Origin of the sequence: Tenacibaculum jejuense, from assembly GCF_900198195.1 — a bacterium.
Lineage (GTDB): Bacteria > Bacteroidota > Bacteroidia > Flavobacteriales > Flavobacteriaceae > Polaribacter > Polaribacter jejuensis.
In genome coordinates this window covers 2661824-2680447 of the sequence record NZ_LT899436.1, presented here as the reverse complement: position 1 = coordinate 2680447, position 18624 = coordinate 2661824, and the positions used below count along the sequence as shown (strand labels likewise).

The following is an 18624-nucleotide window of genomic DNA, read 5'->3' as shown; positions in this document are numbered from 1 at the left end:
GTTAACATTCTGTTCATATTTAGCCAATAGCTCTTAACTCTATAGTAACTATTTTTTAATTGAACGATCGTTCAATCTATTTTTTTGATTCAATAATTTTATCACCGTAAAAATATTTACAGGGGGATGATTTCATGTCATAGTGAATAAATCTAAAAACAAAAACCACACAATTAATATTTGGGTGAAAAATTAAAATCAACACAATAAAAATGAAGGGACGTTTAACAATTGTATTAGTATTTCTTGTTGCATTACTATATGCACAAGAAACTGTAAAAGGTACCGTACTGGATGCCAACACAGGAGAAGTTTTACCTGGAGTAGGAATTATGATAAAAAATACTACGAAAGGAACATCAACAGATTTTGATGGAAAATTTTCATTAAAGGTTAATAAAGGACAAATATTACAGTTTTCTTTTATTGGTTTTAAAACACAGGAATTAGTGTATAATGGACAAGGTTTTCTAAAAGTTTTATTAGAAGAAGATAATGCTCAATTAGAAGAAGTAATAGTTACTTCTTTAGGAATAAAAAAAGAAAAAAGAGCTTTAGGTTATGCTGCAACAGAACTTAAAGCAAATGAATTAACAAAAGTAAAAACTCCAAATGTCTTAAATGCTTTAGCTGGTAAAGTAGCAGGTTTACAAGTTACAGGTGCTAATAATGGAGTAGCAAGTTCTGCACGAGTAGTAATTCGTGGAGAAAATTCATTAAATATTAATAGTAATCAACCATTATTCATTTTAGATGGAGTACCTGTAAATAATAGAATTTTTGGTGTTGGGGGAAACACTACAGATCAAGCAGATTTACCGACAGATTATGGTAATGGTTTATCAGAATTAAATGCAGATGATTTTGCATCAGTAACAATTTTGAAAGGAGCTGCAGCTTCAGCCTTATATGGTTCACGTGCAGCAAATGGAGTAGTAGTTATAACTACCAAAAAAGGAAGTCAATATGATGAAGGAATTGGCTTAGAAATTTCATCTTCTTCAATGTTCAGTAGTGCATTACGATTACCAGAATTGCAAACGCAATTTGGTGGAGGTTGGGCAGGAGCTTATGCTTCTAACTTCGGAACTAATTTTGGACCAGCTTTAAATGGTGCTGTTATTCCCCATGAATTATCTTTAGGAGAAGTGGTAAATAGGCCTTTTATAAATCGATACGATTTAAATGATTTCTTTAAACAAGGTGTAAATCTTGATAATACAGTCACTTTAAGTGGAGGAAATGAAAAAGGAGATTTTCTTTTTAGTTATGGAAATACTTATAATGAAGGTATTGTACCTAATACGAATTTAAGAGGGAATAGTTTTAGAATTAATGCAGGTTATAAACTAAGTGAAAAATTAACCGCAAATGTTAGGGCTAACTATGTTACTCGTGGATCGGATAATTTGACAGTAGCAGGGTATGGTAACCAAGGAATTATGTATGCATTACTATGGAACTATATTAATGTAGATTTAAATGAATTGAAAGATTATTGGAGAGTTGAGAATCAGGAGCAAAGAAGACTATTTACTTGGGGGGATAATCCATGGTTTATTGCGAATGAAAATATTAATGCGTTCGATAAAAATAGATTTGTAGGAAATGTAAGTTTAACTTACGATTTTAATGATAATTTAAGTTTATTAGGAAGAGTAGGTATAGATCAATCTAATGATTTTAGATGGTCGAGAAGATCTATTGGTGCTGTTAGAAACCCTAATGGAATGTATAGAGAGCAAGAGATCGACTTTTCTGAAATAAATGCTGACTTTTTATTGACTTATAAGAGAAACTTTGGTGAAAATTTCACAACAACAACTTCTGTTGGAGCAAATAGATTCGATCAACAAATACAGGAAGGTTTTTTACAAGGAAATGGTCTTTCAATTCCTGGCTTATACAATGCACAAAATATTAATGTTACACCAGTAATTAGAAGCAATTTGTTTAAGAAGCGAATAAACAGTGTATATGCGTTTACCAATTTAGGTTACAAAGATTATTTATTTTTAGATCTTTCAGTAAGAAACGATTGGTCTTCAACATTACCATCAGATAATAACTCGTATTTCTATCCTGCAGCTTCTGTATCTTTTATTCCTTCAAGCGCTTTTGAATTGCCAGAAGTAATTGATTTTCTAAAATTAAGATTTAATGTTGCTGAAGTAGGAAAAGATACAGATCCTTATAGTTTATTTACGGCTTATGAATTTGGAACCTTAGGAGGAACATTAACCAATCCATCTCAATTATTAAATGCGAATTTGAAACCAGAAAGAACAATTTCTACAGAGTTTGGATTGGAAGGAGTATTCTTATCAAATAGAGTTAAACTAGACGCTACATACTATACATCTACTTCTAGAGATCAAATTTTAAATGTTGGAATTTCTGGAGCAAACGGGTTCAATTCTATTGTAGCAAATGCAGGAGAGATTAAAAACTCTGGTGTAGAATTAGGATTAGGAATTACTCCAGTTAGAACTGATAATATGAATTGGACAATTAATGCAAATTTTACTAAAAATAGGAGTGAAGTTGTATCGTTGCTTCCAAATTTAGATACATTTATTATCGGTCAAGGTCCTGATGGTGTTACTGTTGAAGCTAGACCAGGCGGACAAATGGGAGATATTTACGGAGATAGTTTTATCAGAAATGATAATGGAGATATTATTTATGAAAATGGTTTACCATTAACAGGAAATAGAAGAAAAGTAGGGAATTATAATCCTGATTGGATGTTAGGTTTAGGTACAAGTTTTACCTACAAAGGATTTAATCTTTCTGCACAATTTGATATTAGAGAAGGAGGAGAGATCTATTCATACACAAATGCAATTGGTAGAGAAAGTGGAATTTTAGCAAATACATTGTCTTGGAGAGATGGAATTGTAGGTGAAGGAGTAGTAAGAGATGATAGTGGAGGTTTTGTTCCAAATACACAAGAAGTTACTGCAGAAGCTTGGGCATATGCTATTCCTAGAAGTAATGCTGAAGCAAATATTTTCGATGCTTCGTTTGTTAAATTAAGGCAATTAAGTTTAGGATATACATTCTCGCAACCAGTAGTTGAAAAATTAAAACTACAAGGGCTATCAATTAGTTTGGTGGGATCTAATCTTTTTCTATGGACAGGTGTGCCTAACATTGATCCAGAAGCACAAGGATTGAATGGAGGCACATTATTACCTGGTTTTGAAGTAACGCAATTACCATCAACAAGAAGTTACGGTTTTAAAGTAAATATGAAATTATAAGTACAAAAAAATGAAAAAATTAATATATATATGCATAGCATTACTAGTATTTAGTGCTTGTACAGAAGATTTTGAAAATATTAATACTAATCCTAATAACCCAGTAACGGCAAGTGAAGAGTTATTGTTACCTACAGTAATTTTTGATTTAACTAATATTATAGTAAATGAGTCGTATAACTTTGGAGATATAATAGGACAGTATGGAGCTAGATATGAATTTAATGATTTAGACATTTACAGGTGGCAACCAGATGATCGATTTTGGTCTCCAATGTATGCTATTTTAGAAAACATTAAAGACATCAAAGAAATTGCTCAATCTAGAGGAAATAGCAATTATCAAGCGATTGCATTAATTTTAGAGTCATATATCTATAGTGTAATAACAGATGCCTATGGAGATGTTCCTATGTCTGAAGCAAATAAAACTCAAGAGGGAATTATAGCTCCAGTGTATGATAAACAAGAAGATATTTACACACGTATTTTCGATAAGTTAGAATCAGCTAATACTATGATAAATCTTGCAGAAAGTGTTACAGGAGATATTTTGTATAGAGGTAGTATGATACAATGGAAAAAGTTTGCAAATTCATTACGTTTACGTTTGCTAATGCGTACTAGTGATGTTAGAAATGTAGCTAGTGATTTAGCAACAATAATTAATAATCCAACAACGTATCCAATTTTTGATTCTAATAATGATAATGCGATTTATAATTACAGTGGTTCTTTACCAGATGTTTCTCAAGTTGCTTTACCTGGAGGAGGAAGAGATTATGATTATTATTTATTAATTCCTTCTAGTCATTTTATTAATTTACTAAATACAAATAACGATCCTAGATTAGATTTATGGGTAAGTCCAAAAGAAGGAACTAACGATAGAACATTAGGTGTACTTCCTGGTCAAGCATTAAGTGATATCGGTAGACCAGCTGAATTTAGTAGAAGATCTACGGATTTTTACGAAAGTGCAACTTTAATCCAAGGAATTTTTATGACGTATAGTGAAGTAAACTTTCTTTTAGCTGAAGCTAGTGAAAGAGGATTAATTACTACAGGTTCTGCTAGTATGTATTATAATACAGCAATTACTGCTTCTTTTGAGCAATGGGGCGTAAGAATGCCAACAGATTTTTTGACAACAACTGTTCCTTACGATGCAAGTACTGATAGATTATATGAGCAAAAATGGTTAGCATTATATCATTCAGGAATTGAACCTTGGTTTGATTGGAAAAGAACGGGTAAACCAAGTTTTATTCAAGCAGGAGCAGGGAATTTGAATAGTAATAATGTACCTGTACGATTAAAGTATCCAAGCTTAGAACAATCTGTGAATAAAGCAAACTATGATGCTGCATCAAATGCTATGGGAGGAGATGAAATTAATTCTTCTTCTTGGTGGTGGTAAAAATATACCTCCTTTTCATTTTAATTATTCTAAAAACGGAGAGCCTAAATGTTTGTTTAGGCTCTTTTCTCAAATAATGCCCACAAAAAAAGGAAGCAATTTGCTTCCTTTTTTATTTTATCTAATCTATATAGAATTAACTATTTCTACGTTTATTCGCAATAAGTGTATTCTTTAATAACATTGCTATAGTCATCGGTCCAACACCTCCAGGAACTGGAGTGATGAAAGAAGATTTCTCTGCTACTTCATCAAAAGCAACGTCTCCAACTAATCTAAATCCGCTCTTTTTAGAAGCATCAGCAACTCTAGTAATTCCAACGTCAATTACAACAACACCATCTTTTACCATATTACCTTTTAAAAATTCAGGAATACCAATAGCAGCAACAATAATATCTGCTTCTTTTGTAATTGCTTCTAAATTTTGAGTTCTACTGTGTGTTAAAGTAACTGTAGCATTTCCTACTTTTCTCTTTTGAGAAAGTAAAATACTCATCGGACTTCCAACGATATGACTACGTCCAATAACGACTACATTTTTTCCTGAAGTTTCAACTTCATAACGGTCTAATAATTCTAAAATTCCAAATGGAGTTGCAGAAATAAAAGTTGGTAAATTTAAAGCCATTCTACCAACATTTTCAGGATGAAAACCGTCTACATCTTTAGCAGGATCTACAGCTAATAATACTTTTTGTTCGTCGATATGTTTCGGTAGAGGTAACTGTACAATAAATCCATCAATATCATTATCGACATTTAAAATTTCAATTTCATTTAACAATTCAGCTTCAGTAGTTTCTTCTGGCAATTGAATTAAAGTCGATTCGAAACCTACACGCTCACATGCTTTTACTTTAGCATTTACATAGGTTAAACTTGCTCCGTCATTACCAACAATAATTGCAGCTAAATGTGGTGCTTTTTTCTCATTTCTCTTTAACGCTCCAACTTCTAAAGCAATTTCTTCTTTAATGTCTGCAGAAGTCTTTTTTCCGTCTAATAAAATCATTTCTTGTTGTTAGTGTGTTGTTTATGTTACGTAAATAAAAAAGAGAAGTGGGCACACTTCTCTTCTGTAATTTTTTATCTCATTCCTCGCATCATTTGCATCATTCTTTTGCCTCCGCCGCCTTGCATCATTTTCATCATTTTACTCATCTGATCAAATTGTTTCATGAGCTGGTTTACTTCTTGTACTGAGGTTCCAGAACCTTTTGCGATTCTCTTTTTTCTACTTGCGTTTATAACAGAAGGTTTACTTCTTTCTTCTGGAGTCATAGAACGTATTATAGCTTCTATTCCTTTGAATGCGTCATCATCAATATCTACATCTTTTAATGCTTTTCCAGCACCAGGTATCATTCCAACTAAGTCTTTCATGCTACCCATTTTTTTAATTTGCTGAATCTGATTTAAGAAATCGTCAAAACCAAATTGGTTTTTAGCAATTTTCTTCTGTAATTTTCTAGCTTCAGCTTCATCGTATTGTTCTTGAGCACGCTCAACTAACGACACAACGTCTCCCATTCCAAGGATACGATCTGCCATACGATTCGGGTGGAATACATCAATTGCATCCATTTTCTCACCAGTACCAATAAACTTAATTGGTTTATCAACTACAGATTTAATAGATAATGCAGCACCACCTCTTGTATCACCATCTAATTTCGTTAAAACAACTCCGTCGAAATTTAAAACATCGTTAAAGGCTTTTGCAGTGTTTACTGCATCTTGCCCCGTCATAGAATCTACAACGAATAATGTTTCATTTGGAGTAACTGCTTTGTGAATATTAGAAATCTCTGTCATCATTTCTTCATCAACAGCTAAACGACCAGCGGTATCAATAATCACCACATTTTTTCCGTTTGCTTTTGCATGCTTAATTGCATTTTGAGAAATTTCAACAGGATTTTGGTTTCCTACTTCAGCATAAACTTCAACACCGATTTGTTCTCCAACAACTTGTAACTGATTAATAGCGGCAGGACGATACACATCACAACCTACTAATAATACTTGTTTAGTTTTCTTGTTTTTTAAGTAATTGGCTAGTTTACCAGAGAAAGTTGTTTTACCCGATCCTTGTAAACCAGACATTAAAATTACAGTCGGACTTCCACCAAGGTTAATACCTACAGTATCGCCACCCATTAGTTCAGTTAATTCATCTTTTACGATTTTTACCATTAACTGACCCGGATTTAACGTTGTTAATACGTCTTGTCCTATGGCTTTTTCCTTAACCGAGTTTGTGAATTGTTTTGCAATTTTAAAGTTAACATCGGCATCTAAAAGTGCTCTTCGAACTTCTTTTAAAGTTTCGGCAACGTTAACTTCATTTATCTTACCATGACCCTTCAGCGAGTGTAGAGCCTTATCTAATTTTTCACTTAAATTATTAAACATCGATGTCTGCTACATTTTTTAGAGGCACAAATATAGGTATTTTAAGAGTAGTTTTCAATTAAATCTCTAGTGTGATGTTCAGTATGATGTGCTGTCCACATAATTATTTCGCGAAGTGGCATTTTTCCTAGTAAAGGATGAGGTAAAATTAAGTTGTCTAGTTTATGATTACTTAATTTTTGAGTCTTATTTTGTAGTTCTTTATTTTGTTTTTTTAAGGTAGTAACAAGCTTAATGAGTTTCTTTTCGTCTGGTGTACTTACTTTACTATTAAAATCTCTAGCCTTGTCTTTATATTGAACTAACTTTTCATTGTATTTTTTTACAATTTCATCATAAGTTCTTAATTCTCGATTAGTTGTGCCAAATTTTGCTTTTAAAATAAATGAAGGTAAACTTAAAGCTAGATTTAATGGCTTTATAGAATCTACAAGATGTTGAATTTGTTGTCCGGCTGTCCATCTATTTTCTGGGCCTTTTTCCCAGTAGTTTCCTTCTTGTTGTTCTATCCATTTGAATAACTCTTGATGTTTTTCTTCTAATAAATCTGAAATTAACTTTTTATCCATGAAAGTGTAAAATGAAATGTATTTTAAAGATATAAAATTAAACTTTACAATTGACTACATTAAAAATACAGTTGATTACATTTCGTTTTTTTGAAGTCTAATCATCTAATACTTTTGAAGTTGTAAAAACAAAAAATAGTAATTATGAAAACAAAATCAATCATACAGATATTGCTGATCATGTTATGTTCAGTTGCATTTAATACATCAGCTCAAACAACCATCAAAGTTTATGAAAAATATAGTAAACTGAAAAAACCAGTTGGAGATATTACCCTTTTTATTAAAGGAAAAGGGAAGTTCGAAATAGAATATGAAGGAGATATTGAAGTTTCTGACGACGATAAAGATATTGTTTCAATTACTAGAGGAGGTTTTATAGAAATTAAAAAAACAAGTTTTGGAAAAAAAAGAAAGTTGATTGTAGAATCTGAAAATGGGATTTTAAAGAAAAGATACTACGTAGGCTGGGATAAAAAGAATTATGATCCTGAAGGAAAGTTATGGTTAGCTGAAATTCTTCCTGAAATTATTAGATATACGGGTATAGCAGCTGAAAATAGAGTAGCTAGATTTTATAATAGAGGAGGAGCAAAAGCTGTTTTTAATGAGGTAGAAAAAGTAGGCAGCGACTATGTTACATCTAAATATTTGAAGTTATTATTGGATAAAAATTTAAAAACATCAGAATTAACTAAGCTTATAAATATAGCTGGGAATACTATAAAGTCAGATTATTATTTATCTGATTTACTTCAGAAGAATCAGGATTTATTCCTACAAAATGAACAAATAGGAACTGCATATATAGATGCTACAAAAACGATACAATCAGATTATTACAAGTCTCAATTGTTAACTAATGCAATAGACAATATGGTAATAACAGATGATCAATTAGATAAGTTATTGGAAATTTCTAAAAATATTAGTTCAGACTATTATTTAACTGAAGTATTGACAAAAATATTAGATCATAGAGATTTAAATAAATCTAATATGAGCAAAATTATGATGTTATCAAACCGAATTAGTTCCGATTATTACAAAAGTCAGATATTAAGAAATGCGTTGAAGAAGAAAGATTTATCTAAAGAAAATTATGATGCATTTATCAAATCTATGGGAGATGTAGATTCAGATTATTACGCATCAAGTGTGATAAAAGATTTACTTAAAAAGGAATTAGATGATACATCATTAAATGAACTAATTACACTTATAGAAACAAATGTAGATTCTGATTATTACAGATTAGATGTTTATAAAAAGATTGCAAAAAGAAACTTAACAGAAGATCAACTTTTAAGAGTTTTAGATTCTTTAAAATCAATAGATTCTAGTTCGTATTTATCATCATCTTTAGTTGCGTTTGCACCAAAAGTTAAAAGAGCTTCACAGCGTGTAAAGGATGCCTATTTAAAGAGAGCTAAAAGTATAGATTCAGATCATTACTTTGGTAAAGCCATGAAAGCATTCTATTAAAAATAGTAAAGTAACTAAATGTCTATCTGATTTTTAGTTACTTTACTACAGTGATATCAATTACCAAACATGAAACTAATGAAAAAACATCTTCTCACTAACATCATCGGACTAATATTAGGAATATCAGTGGGATATTTTATGTTAATTGGTGAACAAAAAGGAGAAGAAATCAATACATTCATTGTCTTTTTATTTGCGTGCTTAGGTGCAGTATGTGGATATGTAAATTTGTTTGTTTCTAGGGTTTTAGATAAACAATTACCTTGGAAAACAAATGAAGGAACACGATTGTTTTTAGGAATAATATTACATTTTGTGATTACTTTTTTAGTCAGTGTTTTTATTTTGTATTTCTATCTTCAGCTAGTGAATCCTATTTCTGATTTTCTATCAGAATATTCATTGATTTTAATAAAGTTGAGTATTATACTTTTTATAATTTCAATACTATTTCAGGTAGTTTATTTCGCTTTGTATTCATATTATGCATACGCCACATTGCAGATAGAAACCATAAAATTAAAGAGAAATCAAATAGAACATCAGTTAGAAGCTTTAAAATCACAACTAAGTCCACACTTTTTATTTAATGGTTTAAATGCAATTTCATCATTAACTCATAAAGACAAAACAAAAGCCTCTTTATTCATTAGAAAGTTAGCTTTAATGTATGATTATGTTTTAAAAAGTTACGATACAAAACTCACCGAATTAGAAAAGGAGATGGAATTAGTAACGTCGTACATTTTCTTAATTAATAATAGATTCGAAAATAAATTTAAATGTGAAATAACATTATCTCCTGTTTTATCAGGAACTAAAATTCCACCATTATCCATACAAATGTTGGTTGAAAACGCTGTTAAACATAACGTGTTAAGTGTTGAAAAACCTTTGATGATGAAAATTACCAATGACGAGGAATTTATTTATGTTCAAAATAACATAACATCGAAGCCTAAAAATGTTAGTTCTTTTAAAATAGGATTGAAGAATATTAACAACAGGTATTTGCTTTTAACAGGAAAAAATATAGAAATGAGTAACGGAGATAAGTTTCTAGTCAAATTACCAATTATACGATGAAAAAGTTATTTATACATAAACCTTTATTTCGATTACTAAGTCCTGTTTTTAGTGGAGTAGTGGTGTATTTATTAATTCTTTTAGTGAATAATAATGTAGCACAAGTTCAACAAGAATTTTTAGGACAAGAATTATACGTGTGTATTGGGTTATCTTACATTGTTCAAGAGTTTTTAAGATTTTCATTATTACAATTTAAAAGATTTTTTAAATCATTAAGTACTCCTGTTTTTATACTGATTCAAGTCTTCGTTACTATATTATTATGTATTGGAATTGTATCGTTATTTATGACGATTTATTACAAGAAAGTATTAGGTTTTTCGCCAAATTTTGAAGAATTATTATTGTTCAATAGTATTTTTAGTGTAGTAAGTGCTATTTATATTTTACTTTTTATTAGTCATGAATATTTACATAAAATAAATACAGATAAATTAAAGGAAGAACAACAGTATCTTCAATTTATTGAAGAAGATTTTCAAGAATTTAAACAAGGAATCAACCCTAGTTTATTATTCGAAAGTTTAGAAAATTTATTAGTATTAATTCAAAATGATACTGATTTAGCAGATGATTTTATTGATCATTTAGCAACTATATATCGTTATATTTTATCAAGTAAGGAAAAACAATTAGTAACAATTCAAGAGGAATTAGAAACTACAAACGAGTTGGTACATCTTTTTAATTATTTACCATACAGAAATATAATTATGGTAAATGAAGTAAAAAGTGATTTCTTAGTCGTACCAAGAAGTTTACTTTTTACAATTGAACAAATTATTAGAACAACAATTATCTCATCGAATTTAGAATTAAAAATAGAATTAAAAGAAACTGAAAACAGTTTTATTCTTACTTATCAAACCAATGATAAAATAACAGCACCATTTACATTACAGCATATTAAAGAGATAGAAAGAGTTTATAAGATTTATAGTGATTTAGAAATACAACTTATTACAACCGATCTTAAACGAACGATAACCCTACCAAAACTAACTACCAAAACTGAAGAAAACTAAAATGAAAGTAATAATAGTTGAAGATGAATCCTTAGCAGTAGAGAAACTAGAACGTTATCTTTTAAAGTATGATGGAACTATTGAAATTGCTGCGAAGCTTGATAGTATTCAAAGCGCAGTAGAATTTTTTCAATCAGAAAACGAATTTGATGTTGTTTTTATGGATGTTCAATTAACAGACGGTCTAAGTTTTGAGATTTTTAATCAAACCAAGATTGATAAACCTATCATATTTGTTACAGCTTTCGATGAATACGCGATAGATGCTTTTAAAGTGAATAGTATAGACTATATTTTAAAACCGATTACATTCACTGATATTTCTAAAGCAATGACTAAATTAAAGTCAATGCAAAACCTTTTCAAAAAAACAGAAGCCGTATCTAATGTTGCTAAAGATTTAATCACAAGAAAGTTTAAAGATCGTTTTTTAGTGAAATTAGGAAACCATATTCATTCATTAAAAACAGACGAAATTTCTTTGTTTTATGCTGAAGGAAGAACGGTGTATTTAGTAACCAATTCAGGAAAAAAATACATTTTAGATTTTAAGTTAGAAGATTTGGTGAAAGTTTTAAATCCTAAAAATTTCTTTAGAGTAAATAGAACATTTATAGTTGGAATCAATTCAATAAAAGATGTGTTAGTTTATTCTAATAGTAGATTAAAAATTACAACATCATTTCAACTCGAAAAAGAAATTATAGTAAGTAGAGAAAAAGTAGCTATTTTTAAAAATTGGTTTGAAGGAAATTAAAATTAACGAGCTATTGAATAGCTCGTTTTTTATGTCTTTTTATTCCTAAAATTAATCCGCCAATACTAACAGATAAAATACCAATTAACAGCAGTAAGAGATCTCTTCCATTTTTGATAAAACCAACGCACATCATAATCAAAAGAAAAGCGAAACCCATAAGAGTCCAAATAGTATCCGATTCTAGTCTGTTTACATCTGGAAAATTTGGTTCTTTGTCTACCAATACTTTTAAGGTATCCCAATCCCAAACCAACAGCATAATATTAGCTAAAAGCATAAGTCCAGTTATAATTGGTGTTCCATTAAAATCATAAGAAACTGTAATCACAAAAACATTGGCTATCACAGGAAAAAAAACAACAGCTCCTAGTTTAGAATAACGTTGTGTCATTAATAACAGTCCTGCTATTAATTGTCCAACTCCTATAAATTTCCAATACAAACCAGATTGATATAAAGTTTCAAAAAAATGCCAAGACGTATTGATTGGGTTTTCTTCACCACTAACACTAGTAAATCGTCGTCCTTGAATTTTTTTTACACTGGCAAATACAAAAGCAAATCCTATTAAATACCTAGTGTATATAATAAACAACTGCGGTAATAGTTTATTTTTCATCTCTAATTTTTTACTTAGTTACTAAAAACGGAGACGAGTATGGTTAAACTTTGTTACAGAATTTTATTGCTTAATTTTATATAAGACACAAGATTCAAGATTAGGATATTTTTTCAATAACGGATGATTAAAAGTACTAGCTTTTTGCATTCCTATTTTCTCCATTACCTTTATTGAAGGAATATTAATTGAAGGAGCAACTGAAACAATTTCAGATAACTTTAAAGTTTCAAATCCGTATGATAAACAACGTTTTGCGCCTTCAGTAGCGTAACCATTTCCCCAGAACTCAGGTAATAAGCGCCAACCAATATCTGTAGAAGGATTAAAATCAGCTTCATAAGTTTGTAAAGAAAGTCCCACAAAACCAATAAATTCTTGAGTTTCTAATTTTTCAGTAGCGAAATAGCAATATTTATGCGTCTCAAATTGCTGTTGCATTCTTTTTACAAAATCTTCGCACTGTTCTTTAGAAGCTGTAGAAGGAAAAAAACGCATTACTTCAGTATTAGAGTTTAAGCGATATAATTCATCTAGATCACTAGTTTTCCAATTTCTAAAACCTAAATTTTCTGAAGTAAAGATGTAAGAGTTCATTTGGTATAATTTTATAATGGTGAAACCATATTTTTTTTGATCACAAAAAGCAAATTAATACATTTACGACCGAAGGAACCGAACAAATATTAATTTTTATGAAAAAAAGTATCACGCTAAAAGAGTTGGCAAAGATTCTTGATGTTTCTGCATCTACAGTTTCTAAAGCTTTAAATGATAGTTACGAGATTAGTGAAGCAACTAAGAAAAAAGTTGAAGAAGCTGCCAAAAGATACAATTACAGGCCTAATAGAGCAGCATTAAATTTAAAATCGGGGAAAACGAATACTATTGGTGTTGTTTTACCTAGTATTAAAGATTTCTTTTTAGTTAGAGCTTTAAGAGGTATTGAAAGTGTATTAGCGGATACAGATTACAATATTATTATTACTGTAACTAATGAATCTTACGATAAGGAAGTAAAAGCAGTAGAAACATTAGTAAACGGATTGGTAGACGGTATTATTATAGCTGTTACAGAAGAAACACAATTAAAACAAGATTTTAGTCATTTAAGTGACATTTCAGATAATATTGATTTAATTATGTTTGATAGAGTTGATAATTCTGTAGCATGTGATAAAGTATTAGTAAATGACTTTGAAGCCGTACAAAAAGCAGTTCGACATTTAAAATTTAAAGGAGCTACTAATATTGCATTAGCTTCCTCTAATAAAAATTTAAGTGATGAAAATGCAAGATTATTAGGATATTTAGAAGCAATTAAAGACGATAAACAAGAACCTCTTATTGTTAAGGGAAATGAGATGTATATTGAAAATGAATTCCATGTTTTGTTTGATGAGGAAGCCGTTGATGGAATTATTGCTTTAGATGAAGAAGCTTCTCTAGCAGCTTATAGAATAGCAAGTAAAAGGCAACTTTTAGAAGATAGAAAGTTGTTAATGATCGGTTATGCAGGTACTAAAATTTCTGAACATTTAAAACCAAGTTTAAGCACAATTGATCAACACGGAAAGCGTTTAGGAAGAACCACAGCAAAACAACTCTTAGATCGACTGAGTAAAAAAGATACATCAGCTAATAAAGCAACTGTAATTTATTCTTCTTTATGTGAAAGAGCAACAACGCAAACAATTATAAATCCTCTGTAAAGTGTTTACGCATTTTATCTTTTGAGAATTTTTCTTGATTGTATTGTTTTGAATTTCCTTTTGGAATTGATAAAGATTGCCATTTTTCGTTAGTTAGCATTTTTCCTAAAAATACAATTTGTCCTGTATGATAAGAATAATGACATAACTGACGATTAATTGCTTCTGTAACAGTATGACCGTGATTTCTGATGTAAATAACTTTTTCTAAATCATTTGTAGTAAGTGGAATAATTGCATCAAATAAACATTGCCAACCTTGTTCCCAATAATCAATTACTTCTTTTTTAGTTGTGAATGAATTTTCAAATTCCTGATCTCTATTACGCCAATCTTTTTCACCATCTTCAGTTAAAAAATTTGTCCACCTAGATAACATATTTCCCACCATGTGTTTTACTACAATTGCTATAGAATTTTCATGAGCATCAGCAATCCAGAAAAACTGATCATTAGTAAGTTGATGAAACGTTTTATCTCCTAAACTTTTGTAATATTCAAATTGTTTGATAGCGCTATTTAAGTAAGAATGAGCCATAAAAAAAGAGTTGAATTTTCAACTCTTAATTTACGTTATATTTTTGAAGGAATAAATTTTAAAGCTACACCATTAATACAATCTCGCAATCCTGTAGTTTCTCTTGGTCCATCATTAAATCGATGTCCTAAATGTCCGCCACAAGTATTACATTTAAGTTCTGTTCTGGCATAACCAATCTTATAATCTACATCAGTTTCAATATTGTTTTCAATAGCTTTATCAAAAGAAGGCCAACCTGTTCCTGAATTAAATTTACGTTCCGATTTGTACAAAGGAGTTTCGCATCCAGCACAAACAAAAGTTCCTTTTTCTTTCAAGTAGTTAAATTCACTTGTGTTAGGTCTTTCGGTTCCAGCTTTTCTCAATACATAATATTGCATTGGAGTTAAAGCTTCTTTCCATTCTTGATCGGTTTTTTGAACCTTATATTTTTTCGATGAAGCTTTATCTTTCTGAGCAATAGATTCACAAGAAATTAAAGCTAATACAGCGAATAAAAAAAGTATTTTTTTCATGTTTAAGAAATTATAAAATCAACAACTCTATTCATGGTTTCTTTATCTCGCAAAATTTTCGTGTGTCCTAAACCTTGCGTAATTAAAATAGAACCTTGGTTTAAGTTTTGACGAATACTGTATGCACAACTTACAGCCACATCACCATCTAAAGAATCATGAACAACTAAAGCAGGTATATCTACTTGTTTTGCAGTTTCAGAACTAGCATTTAAATCGATATCTCTACCTAATTTCTTATCATAATAATTTTTCATTCTTTTAGTAATCTTAGGTTTTAATGTAAGATTATTTGTAAAGTTCATTAGAATTTCACTGATCGTATCTCCAGAGCCAATAGATACAATTTTATTTGTTTTAAAACCATCTGCATATGCTGAATATAAAGACATTCCGCCTAAAGAATGACCAACAGCAGCTTCAAAAGGACCGTGTTCTTTATTCACAGCATGAATAGTTTCAATAAATTCAGGCATTAATGTTGTTTTTCCTTCAGATTTACCATGAGCAGGCGCATCAAAAGAAATTACCATATATCCTTTTTCTAGTAATTTATCAGCAACCATAAACAACTGAGTACTTCTACCACACCATCCATGTACTAAAAGTACTTTTTTAGGGGAATATCCATAAGTTAATACATCAATCTCCCTATCAATCGAAGAAACTTTTAATCTGCTTTTTTGAGCACTCTCCCACATAGTTTTCTCTCGATTTGGTAAAGGAAATTTTATAGGAGTAGAAAATAATTTTAAAGAGAATTTTGTTACTAGGCTAGGGGATACAAATTGAATGAATCTGCTTATCTTCTTAATTTTGTTTGGTATAGGCATACTTGAAGGTAAGATTCTGTTCTGACTAGTTTCCATTAAAATATTTGATTTTTATGGTAAAGATAGAATTTGTATTTTTAATTTCATAGAAAGTGACTTTTACTTCGAAAATGAGTCATAACTTTGTAGCGTGTAAAAAAATCATAACAGATGAGAAAAATACTAGTATTTATCGGAATTTTATCATTATTTATACAATGTGATACAGTTCCAATAACCGGAAGAAAGCGAGTTAATTTTGTAAGTGATGCTCAAGTATTACCTATGAGTTTTCAACAGTATGATGGGTTTTTAAAAGAAAATAAAAGTAAGATCATCAATAATACCAAACAGGCTCGAGAACTAAAAACTATAGGTAAAAATATAGCTGGAGCTGTAGATCGTTTTATGAGAGCTAATGAAATGACTGCTGAAGCTAATTCTTACCGTTGGGAATTTAATTTAATAAATGATAAAACGATAAATGCATGGTGTATGCCAGGAGGTAAGGTTGTGTTTTATACAGGTATCATGCCTATTTGTGCAAACACAAATGGAGTTGCAGCTGTTATGGGACACGAGGTTGCTCATGCTTTTGCTAAACATGGGCAAGAAAGAATGTCTTCTGCTCAAATGCAACAATTTGGAGGAATGGCTGTTGCTTTAGGTACTGCAAGTAGTAAGCAAAGTAATCTGTGGAACATGGCTTATGGTATAACATCACAGTTAGGAATGTTAAAGTTTAGTAGAACTCATGAAACAGAAGCTGATAAATTAGGTTTAGTTTTTATGATCATGGCAGGTTACAAAGGAGAAGAAGCTGTAAATGTATGGTTTCGTATGAGTGAAAATGCTAAGAAAACAGGTAGTAAAGCACCACCAGAGTTTTTAAGTACTCACCCACACAACCAAACCAGAATTACTGATTTAAGAGCATATTTACCTACTGCAAAACAATTGGCTGCAAAATATAATGCGCAGACAAAAAATATGGGAGTTAGAAAATAATACGATAACTTTTTAAGTATATTGCAAACCGTTCTTGTACAAGAACGGTTTTTTTAATTTCTACAAGTTATGCAAAAAATACAAGGAGATTCAAAAGTAATTAAAGCATGGGCTTTTTACGACTGGGCGAATTCAGTATATTCATTAGTAATTAGTACAGCAATTTTTCCAATGTATTATGATGCAGTAACAGAAGGGAATTTTGTGAGATTTCTAGGAATAGAGTGGGAGCATCCTAATTCTTTATATACATATGCATTATCGTTTTCATTTTTAATTGTAGCAATTATTTCACCTATTTTATCTGGTATTGCTGATTATAGAGGAAATAAAAAGAGTTTTATGAAATTCTTTTGTTTACTAGGAAGTATTTCAGTTATGAGTTTGTATTTGTTTGACGGTTTATCTACAACTTGGATTGGTATTATATCAAGTATTTTAGCAAGTATAGGTTTTTGGGGAAGTATTGTTTTCTATAATGCATATTTACCAGAAATAGCACATCCTGAAGATCATGATAGAGTAAGTGCTAGAGGTTTTATTAATGGTTACATAGGTTCTATATTATTACTTCTTTTATGCTTATCGTTGGTAATGTTACATGATTCCTTTGGGTTAACAGAAGGTGTTGCTATACGTTTATCTTTTGTTGTCGTAGGTGTTTGGTGGCTAGGTTTTGCTCAAATCACTTTTAGAAGGTTACCAAAAGAAAAAAAAATACCTAAAGATCAATTAGAAGAAGGTTATTTATGGAAAGGATTTCAAGAGCTTAAAAAAGTATTGAAAGAAGTTAAAAAAGACCACCCAGTTTTAAAACGTTTTTTAATTGCATTCTTTTTATTAAGTGTTGGAGTACAAACTATTATTTTAACCGCTACTTTATTTGGGACAGCCGAATTAAAATTAGGTAAGATCAATTTAATTGGTACAATACTAATTATTCAAGTATTAGCAATTTTAGGAGCTTTTCTTTTTTCTAGAATATCAGAAAGATTTGGAAACATAAAAGCATTAACAATTACTATAATTGTTTGGATGTTTGTTTGTTTTGGAGCTTTTCTTCTACATAAAGACTTGAATAATATATTAGTCTATTTTTATATTTTAGGCGGAGTTTTAGGTTTAGTTTTAGGAGCTATTCAATCTTTAGCAAGATCAACGTATTCTAAATTAATACCAGAAACGGAAGATCATGCTACTTTTTTTAGTTTCTTCGATGTTACAGAAAAAATAGCCATAGTAACAGGAACTTTTGTTTACGGTTTGTTAAATGCCATAACTAATTCTATGCAGTGGAGCGTTTTATCGTTAGCTATTTTCTTCTTTGCATCTTTAGTCGTTTTATTAAGACTGAAAAAGACAAAGTACGTGTCTTAGAAAAA

17 protein-coding genes are annotated in these 18624 nt (G+C 30.3%); 9 read left to right on the top strand and 8 right to left on the bottom strand.

What is annotated here, in order from left to right:
* The first annotated feature begins 212 nt into the window (after positions 1–212).
* Both AQ1685_RS11935 and AQ1685_RS11930 read left to right on the top strand, forming a co-directional pair.
* Positions 213–3266, top strand: a complete 3054-nt coding sequence (locus AQ1685_RS11935) for a SusC/RagA family TonB-linked outer membrane protein (protein WP_095072444.1) — start codon at positions 213–215, stop codon at positions 3264–3266.
* Positions 3267–3276: 10 nt separating this feature from the next.
* Positions 3277–4686 carry a SusD/RagB family nutrient-binding outer membrane lipoprotein gene (locus tag AQ1685_RS11930; protein WP_095072442.1) on the top strand — a complete coding sequence of 470 codons (1410 nt, stop codon included), beginning with the start codon at positions 3277–3279 and terminating at the stop codon, positions 4684–4686.
* A gap of 136 nt (positions 4687–4822) precedes the next feature.
* Here AQ1685_RS11930 and folD read toward each other — a convergent pair whose 3' ends face one another.
* From folD to AQ1685_RS11915, 3 genes are all read right to left on the bottom strand, one after another.
* Positions 4823–5701, bottom strand: a complete 879-nt coding sequence (gene folD / locus AQ1685_RS11925) for a bifunctional methylenetetrahydrofolate dehydrogenase/methenyltetrahydrofolate cyclohydrolase FolD (RefSeq protein WP_095072440.1) — start codon at positions 5699–5701, stop codon at positions 4823–4825.
* 74 nt (positions 5702–5775) lie between these two features.
* Positions 5776–7104 (bottom strand): signal recognition particle protein, encoded by a 1329-nt coding sequence (ffh, locus tag AQ1685_RS11920; RefSeq protein WP_095072439.1) that lies wholly within the window; start codon positions 7102–7104, stop codon positions 5776–5778.
* A gap of 41 nt (positions 7105–7145) precedes the next feature.
* Positions 7146–7673, bottom strand: a complete 528-nt coding sequence (locus tag AQ1685_RS11915) for a DinB family protein (protein ID WP_095072437.1) — start codon at positions 7671–7673, stop codon at positions 7146–7148.
* Positions 7674–7817: 144 nt separating this feature from the next.
* On the opposite strand from AQ1685_RS11915, the gene AQ1685_RS11910 reads away from it, so the two are divergent.
* The 4 genes from AQ1685_RS11910 to AQ1685_RS11895 all read left to right on the top strand — a co-directional run bounded on the left by AQ1685_RS11910 (position 7818) and on the right by AQ1685_RS11895 (position 12032).
* Positions 7818–9158, top strand: a complete 1341-nt coding sequence (locus tag AQ1685_RS11910; RefSeq protein ID WP_157730199.1) for a hypothetical protein — start codon at positions 7818–7820, stop codon at positions 9156–9158.
* Positions 9159–9236: 78 nt separating this feature from the next.
* Positions 9237–10247, top strand: a complete 1011-nt coding sequence (locus AQ1685_RS11905) for a sensor histidine kinase (RefSeq protein WP_157730198.1) — start codon at positions 9237–9239, stop codon at positions 10245–10247.
* Positions 10244–11275, top strand: coding sequence for a histidine kinase (locus AQ1685_RS11900; protein WP_095072432.1), 1032 nt, complete (start codon positions 10244–10246; stop codon positions 11273–11275). Before AQ1685_RS11905 ends, AQ1685_RS11900 begins: the two co-directional genes overlap by 4 nt.
* A gap of 1 nt (position 11276) precedes the next feature.
* Entirely contained in the window at positions 11277–12032 is a 756-nt protein-coding gene (locus AQ1685_RS11895; RefSeq protein WP_095072430.1) for a LytR/AlgR family response regulator transcription factor, read from the top strand.
* A gap of 10 nt (positions 12033–12042) precedes the next feature.
* On the opposite strand, the gene AQ1685_RS11890 is transcribed toward AQ1685_RS11895, so the two are convergent.
* Both AQ1685_RS11890 and AQ1685_RS11885 read right to left on the bottom strand, forming a co-directional pair.
* On the bottom strand, positions 12043–12654 hold the full coding sequence (locus AQ1685_RS11890) for a hypothetical protein (protein ID WP_095072428.1): 612 nt from the start codon (positions 12652–12654) through the stop codon (positions 12043–12045).
* Between the two features lie 63 nt (positions 12655–12717).
* Complete coding sequence (locus AQ1685_RS11885; RefSeq protein ID WP_095072426.1) at positions 12718–13251, bottom strand: GNAT family N-acetyltransferase; 534 nt, start codon at positions 13249–13251, stop codon at positions 12718–12720.
* Positions 13252–13349: 98 nt separating this feature from the next.
* Between AQ1685_RS11885 and AQ1685_RS11880 the strand changes: the two genes are divergently transcribed.
* Positions 13350–14366: a LacI family DNA-binding transcriptional regulator gene (locus tag AQ1685_RS11880; RefSeq protein WP_095072424.1), complete on the top strand. Its 1017-nt coding sequence runs from the start codon at positions 13350–13352 to the stop codon at positions 14364–14366.
* Here AQ1685_RS11880 and AQ1685_RS11875 read toward each other — a convergent pair.
* From AQ1685_RS11875 to AQ1685_RS11865, 3 genes are read right to left on the bottom strand one after another with little or no spacing between them, the layout of a single operon-like run.
* A complete protein-coding gene (locus AQ1685_RS11875) occupies positions 14350–14904 on the bottom strand; it encodes a DUF1572 family protein (protein WP_095072421.1) in 555 nt (184 codons plus the stop codon). The genes AQ1685_RS11880 and AQ1685_RS11875 overlap by 17 nt on opposite strands.
* A 35-nt stretch (positions 14905–14939) precedes the next feature.
* Complete coding sequence (msrB, locus tag AQ1685_RS11870) at positions 14940–15422, bottom strand: peptide-methionine (R)-S-oxide reductase MsrB (RefSeq protein ID WP_095072419.1); 483 nt, start codon at positions 15420–15422, stop codon at positions 14940–14942.
* 2 nt (positions 15423–15424) lie between these two features.
* Positions 15425–16291: an alpha/beta hydrolase gene (locus AQ1685_RS11865; RefSeq protein WP_095072418.1), complete on the bottom strand. Its 867-nt coding sequence runs from the start codon at positions 16289–16291 to the stop codon at positions 15425–15427.
* A gap of 114 nt (positions 16292–16405) precedes the next feature.
* Here AQ1685_RS11865 and AQ1685_RS11860 point away from each other — a divergent pair, with 114 nt between their 5' ends.
* Both AQ1685_RS11860 and AQ1685_RS11855 read left to right on the top strand, forming a co-directional pair.
* Positions 16406–17242 (top strand): M48 family metallopeptidase, encoded by an 837-nt coding sequence (locus AQ1685_RS11860; protein WP_095072416.1) that lies wholly within the window; start codon positions 16406–16408, stop codon positions 17240–17242.
* A 69-nt stretch (positions 17243–17311) separates the two neighbouring features.
* Entirely contained in the window at positions 17312–18619 is a 1308-nt protein-coding gene (locus AQ1685_RS11855; protein ID WP_095072414.1) for an MFS transporter, read from the top strand.
* The last annotated feature ends 5 nt before the right edge of the window (positions 18620–18624 follow it).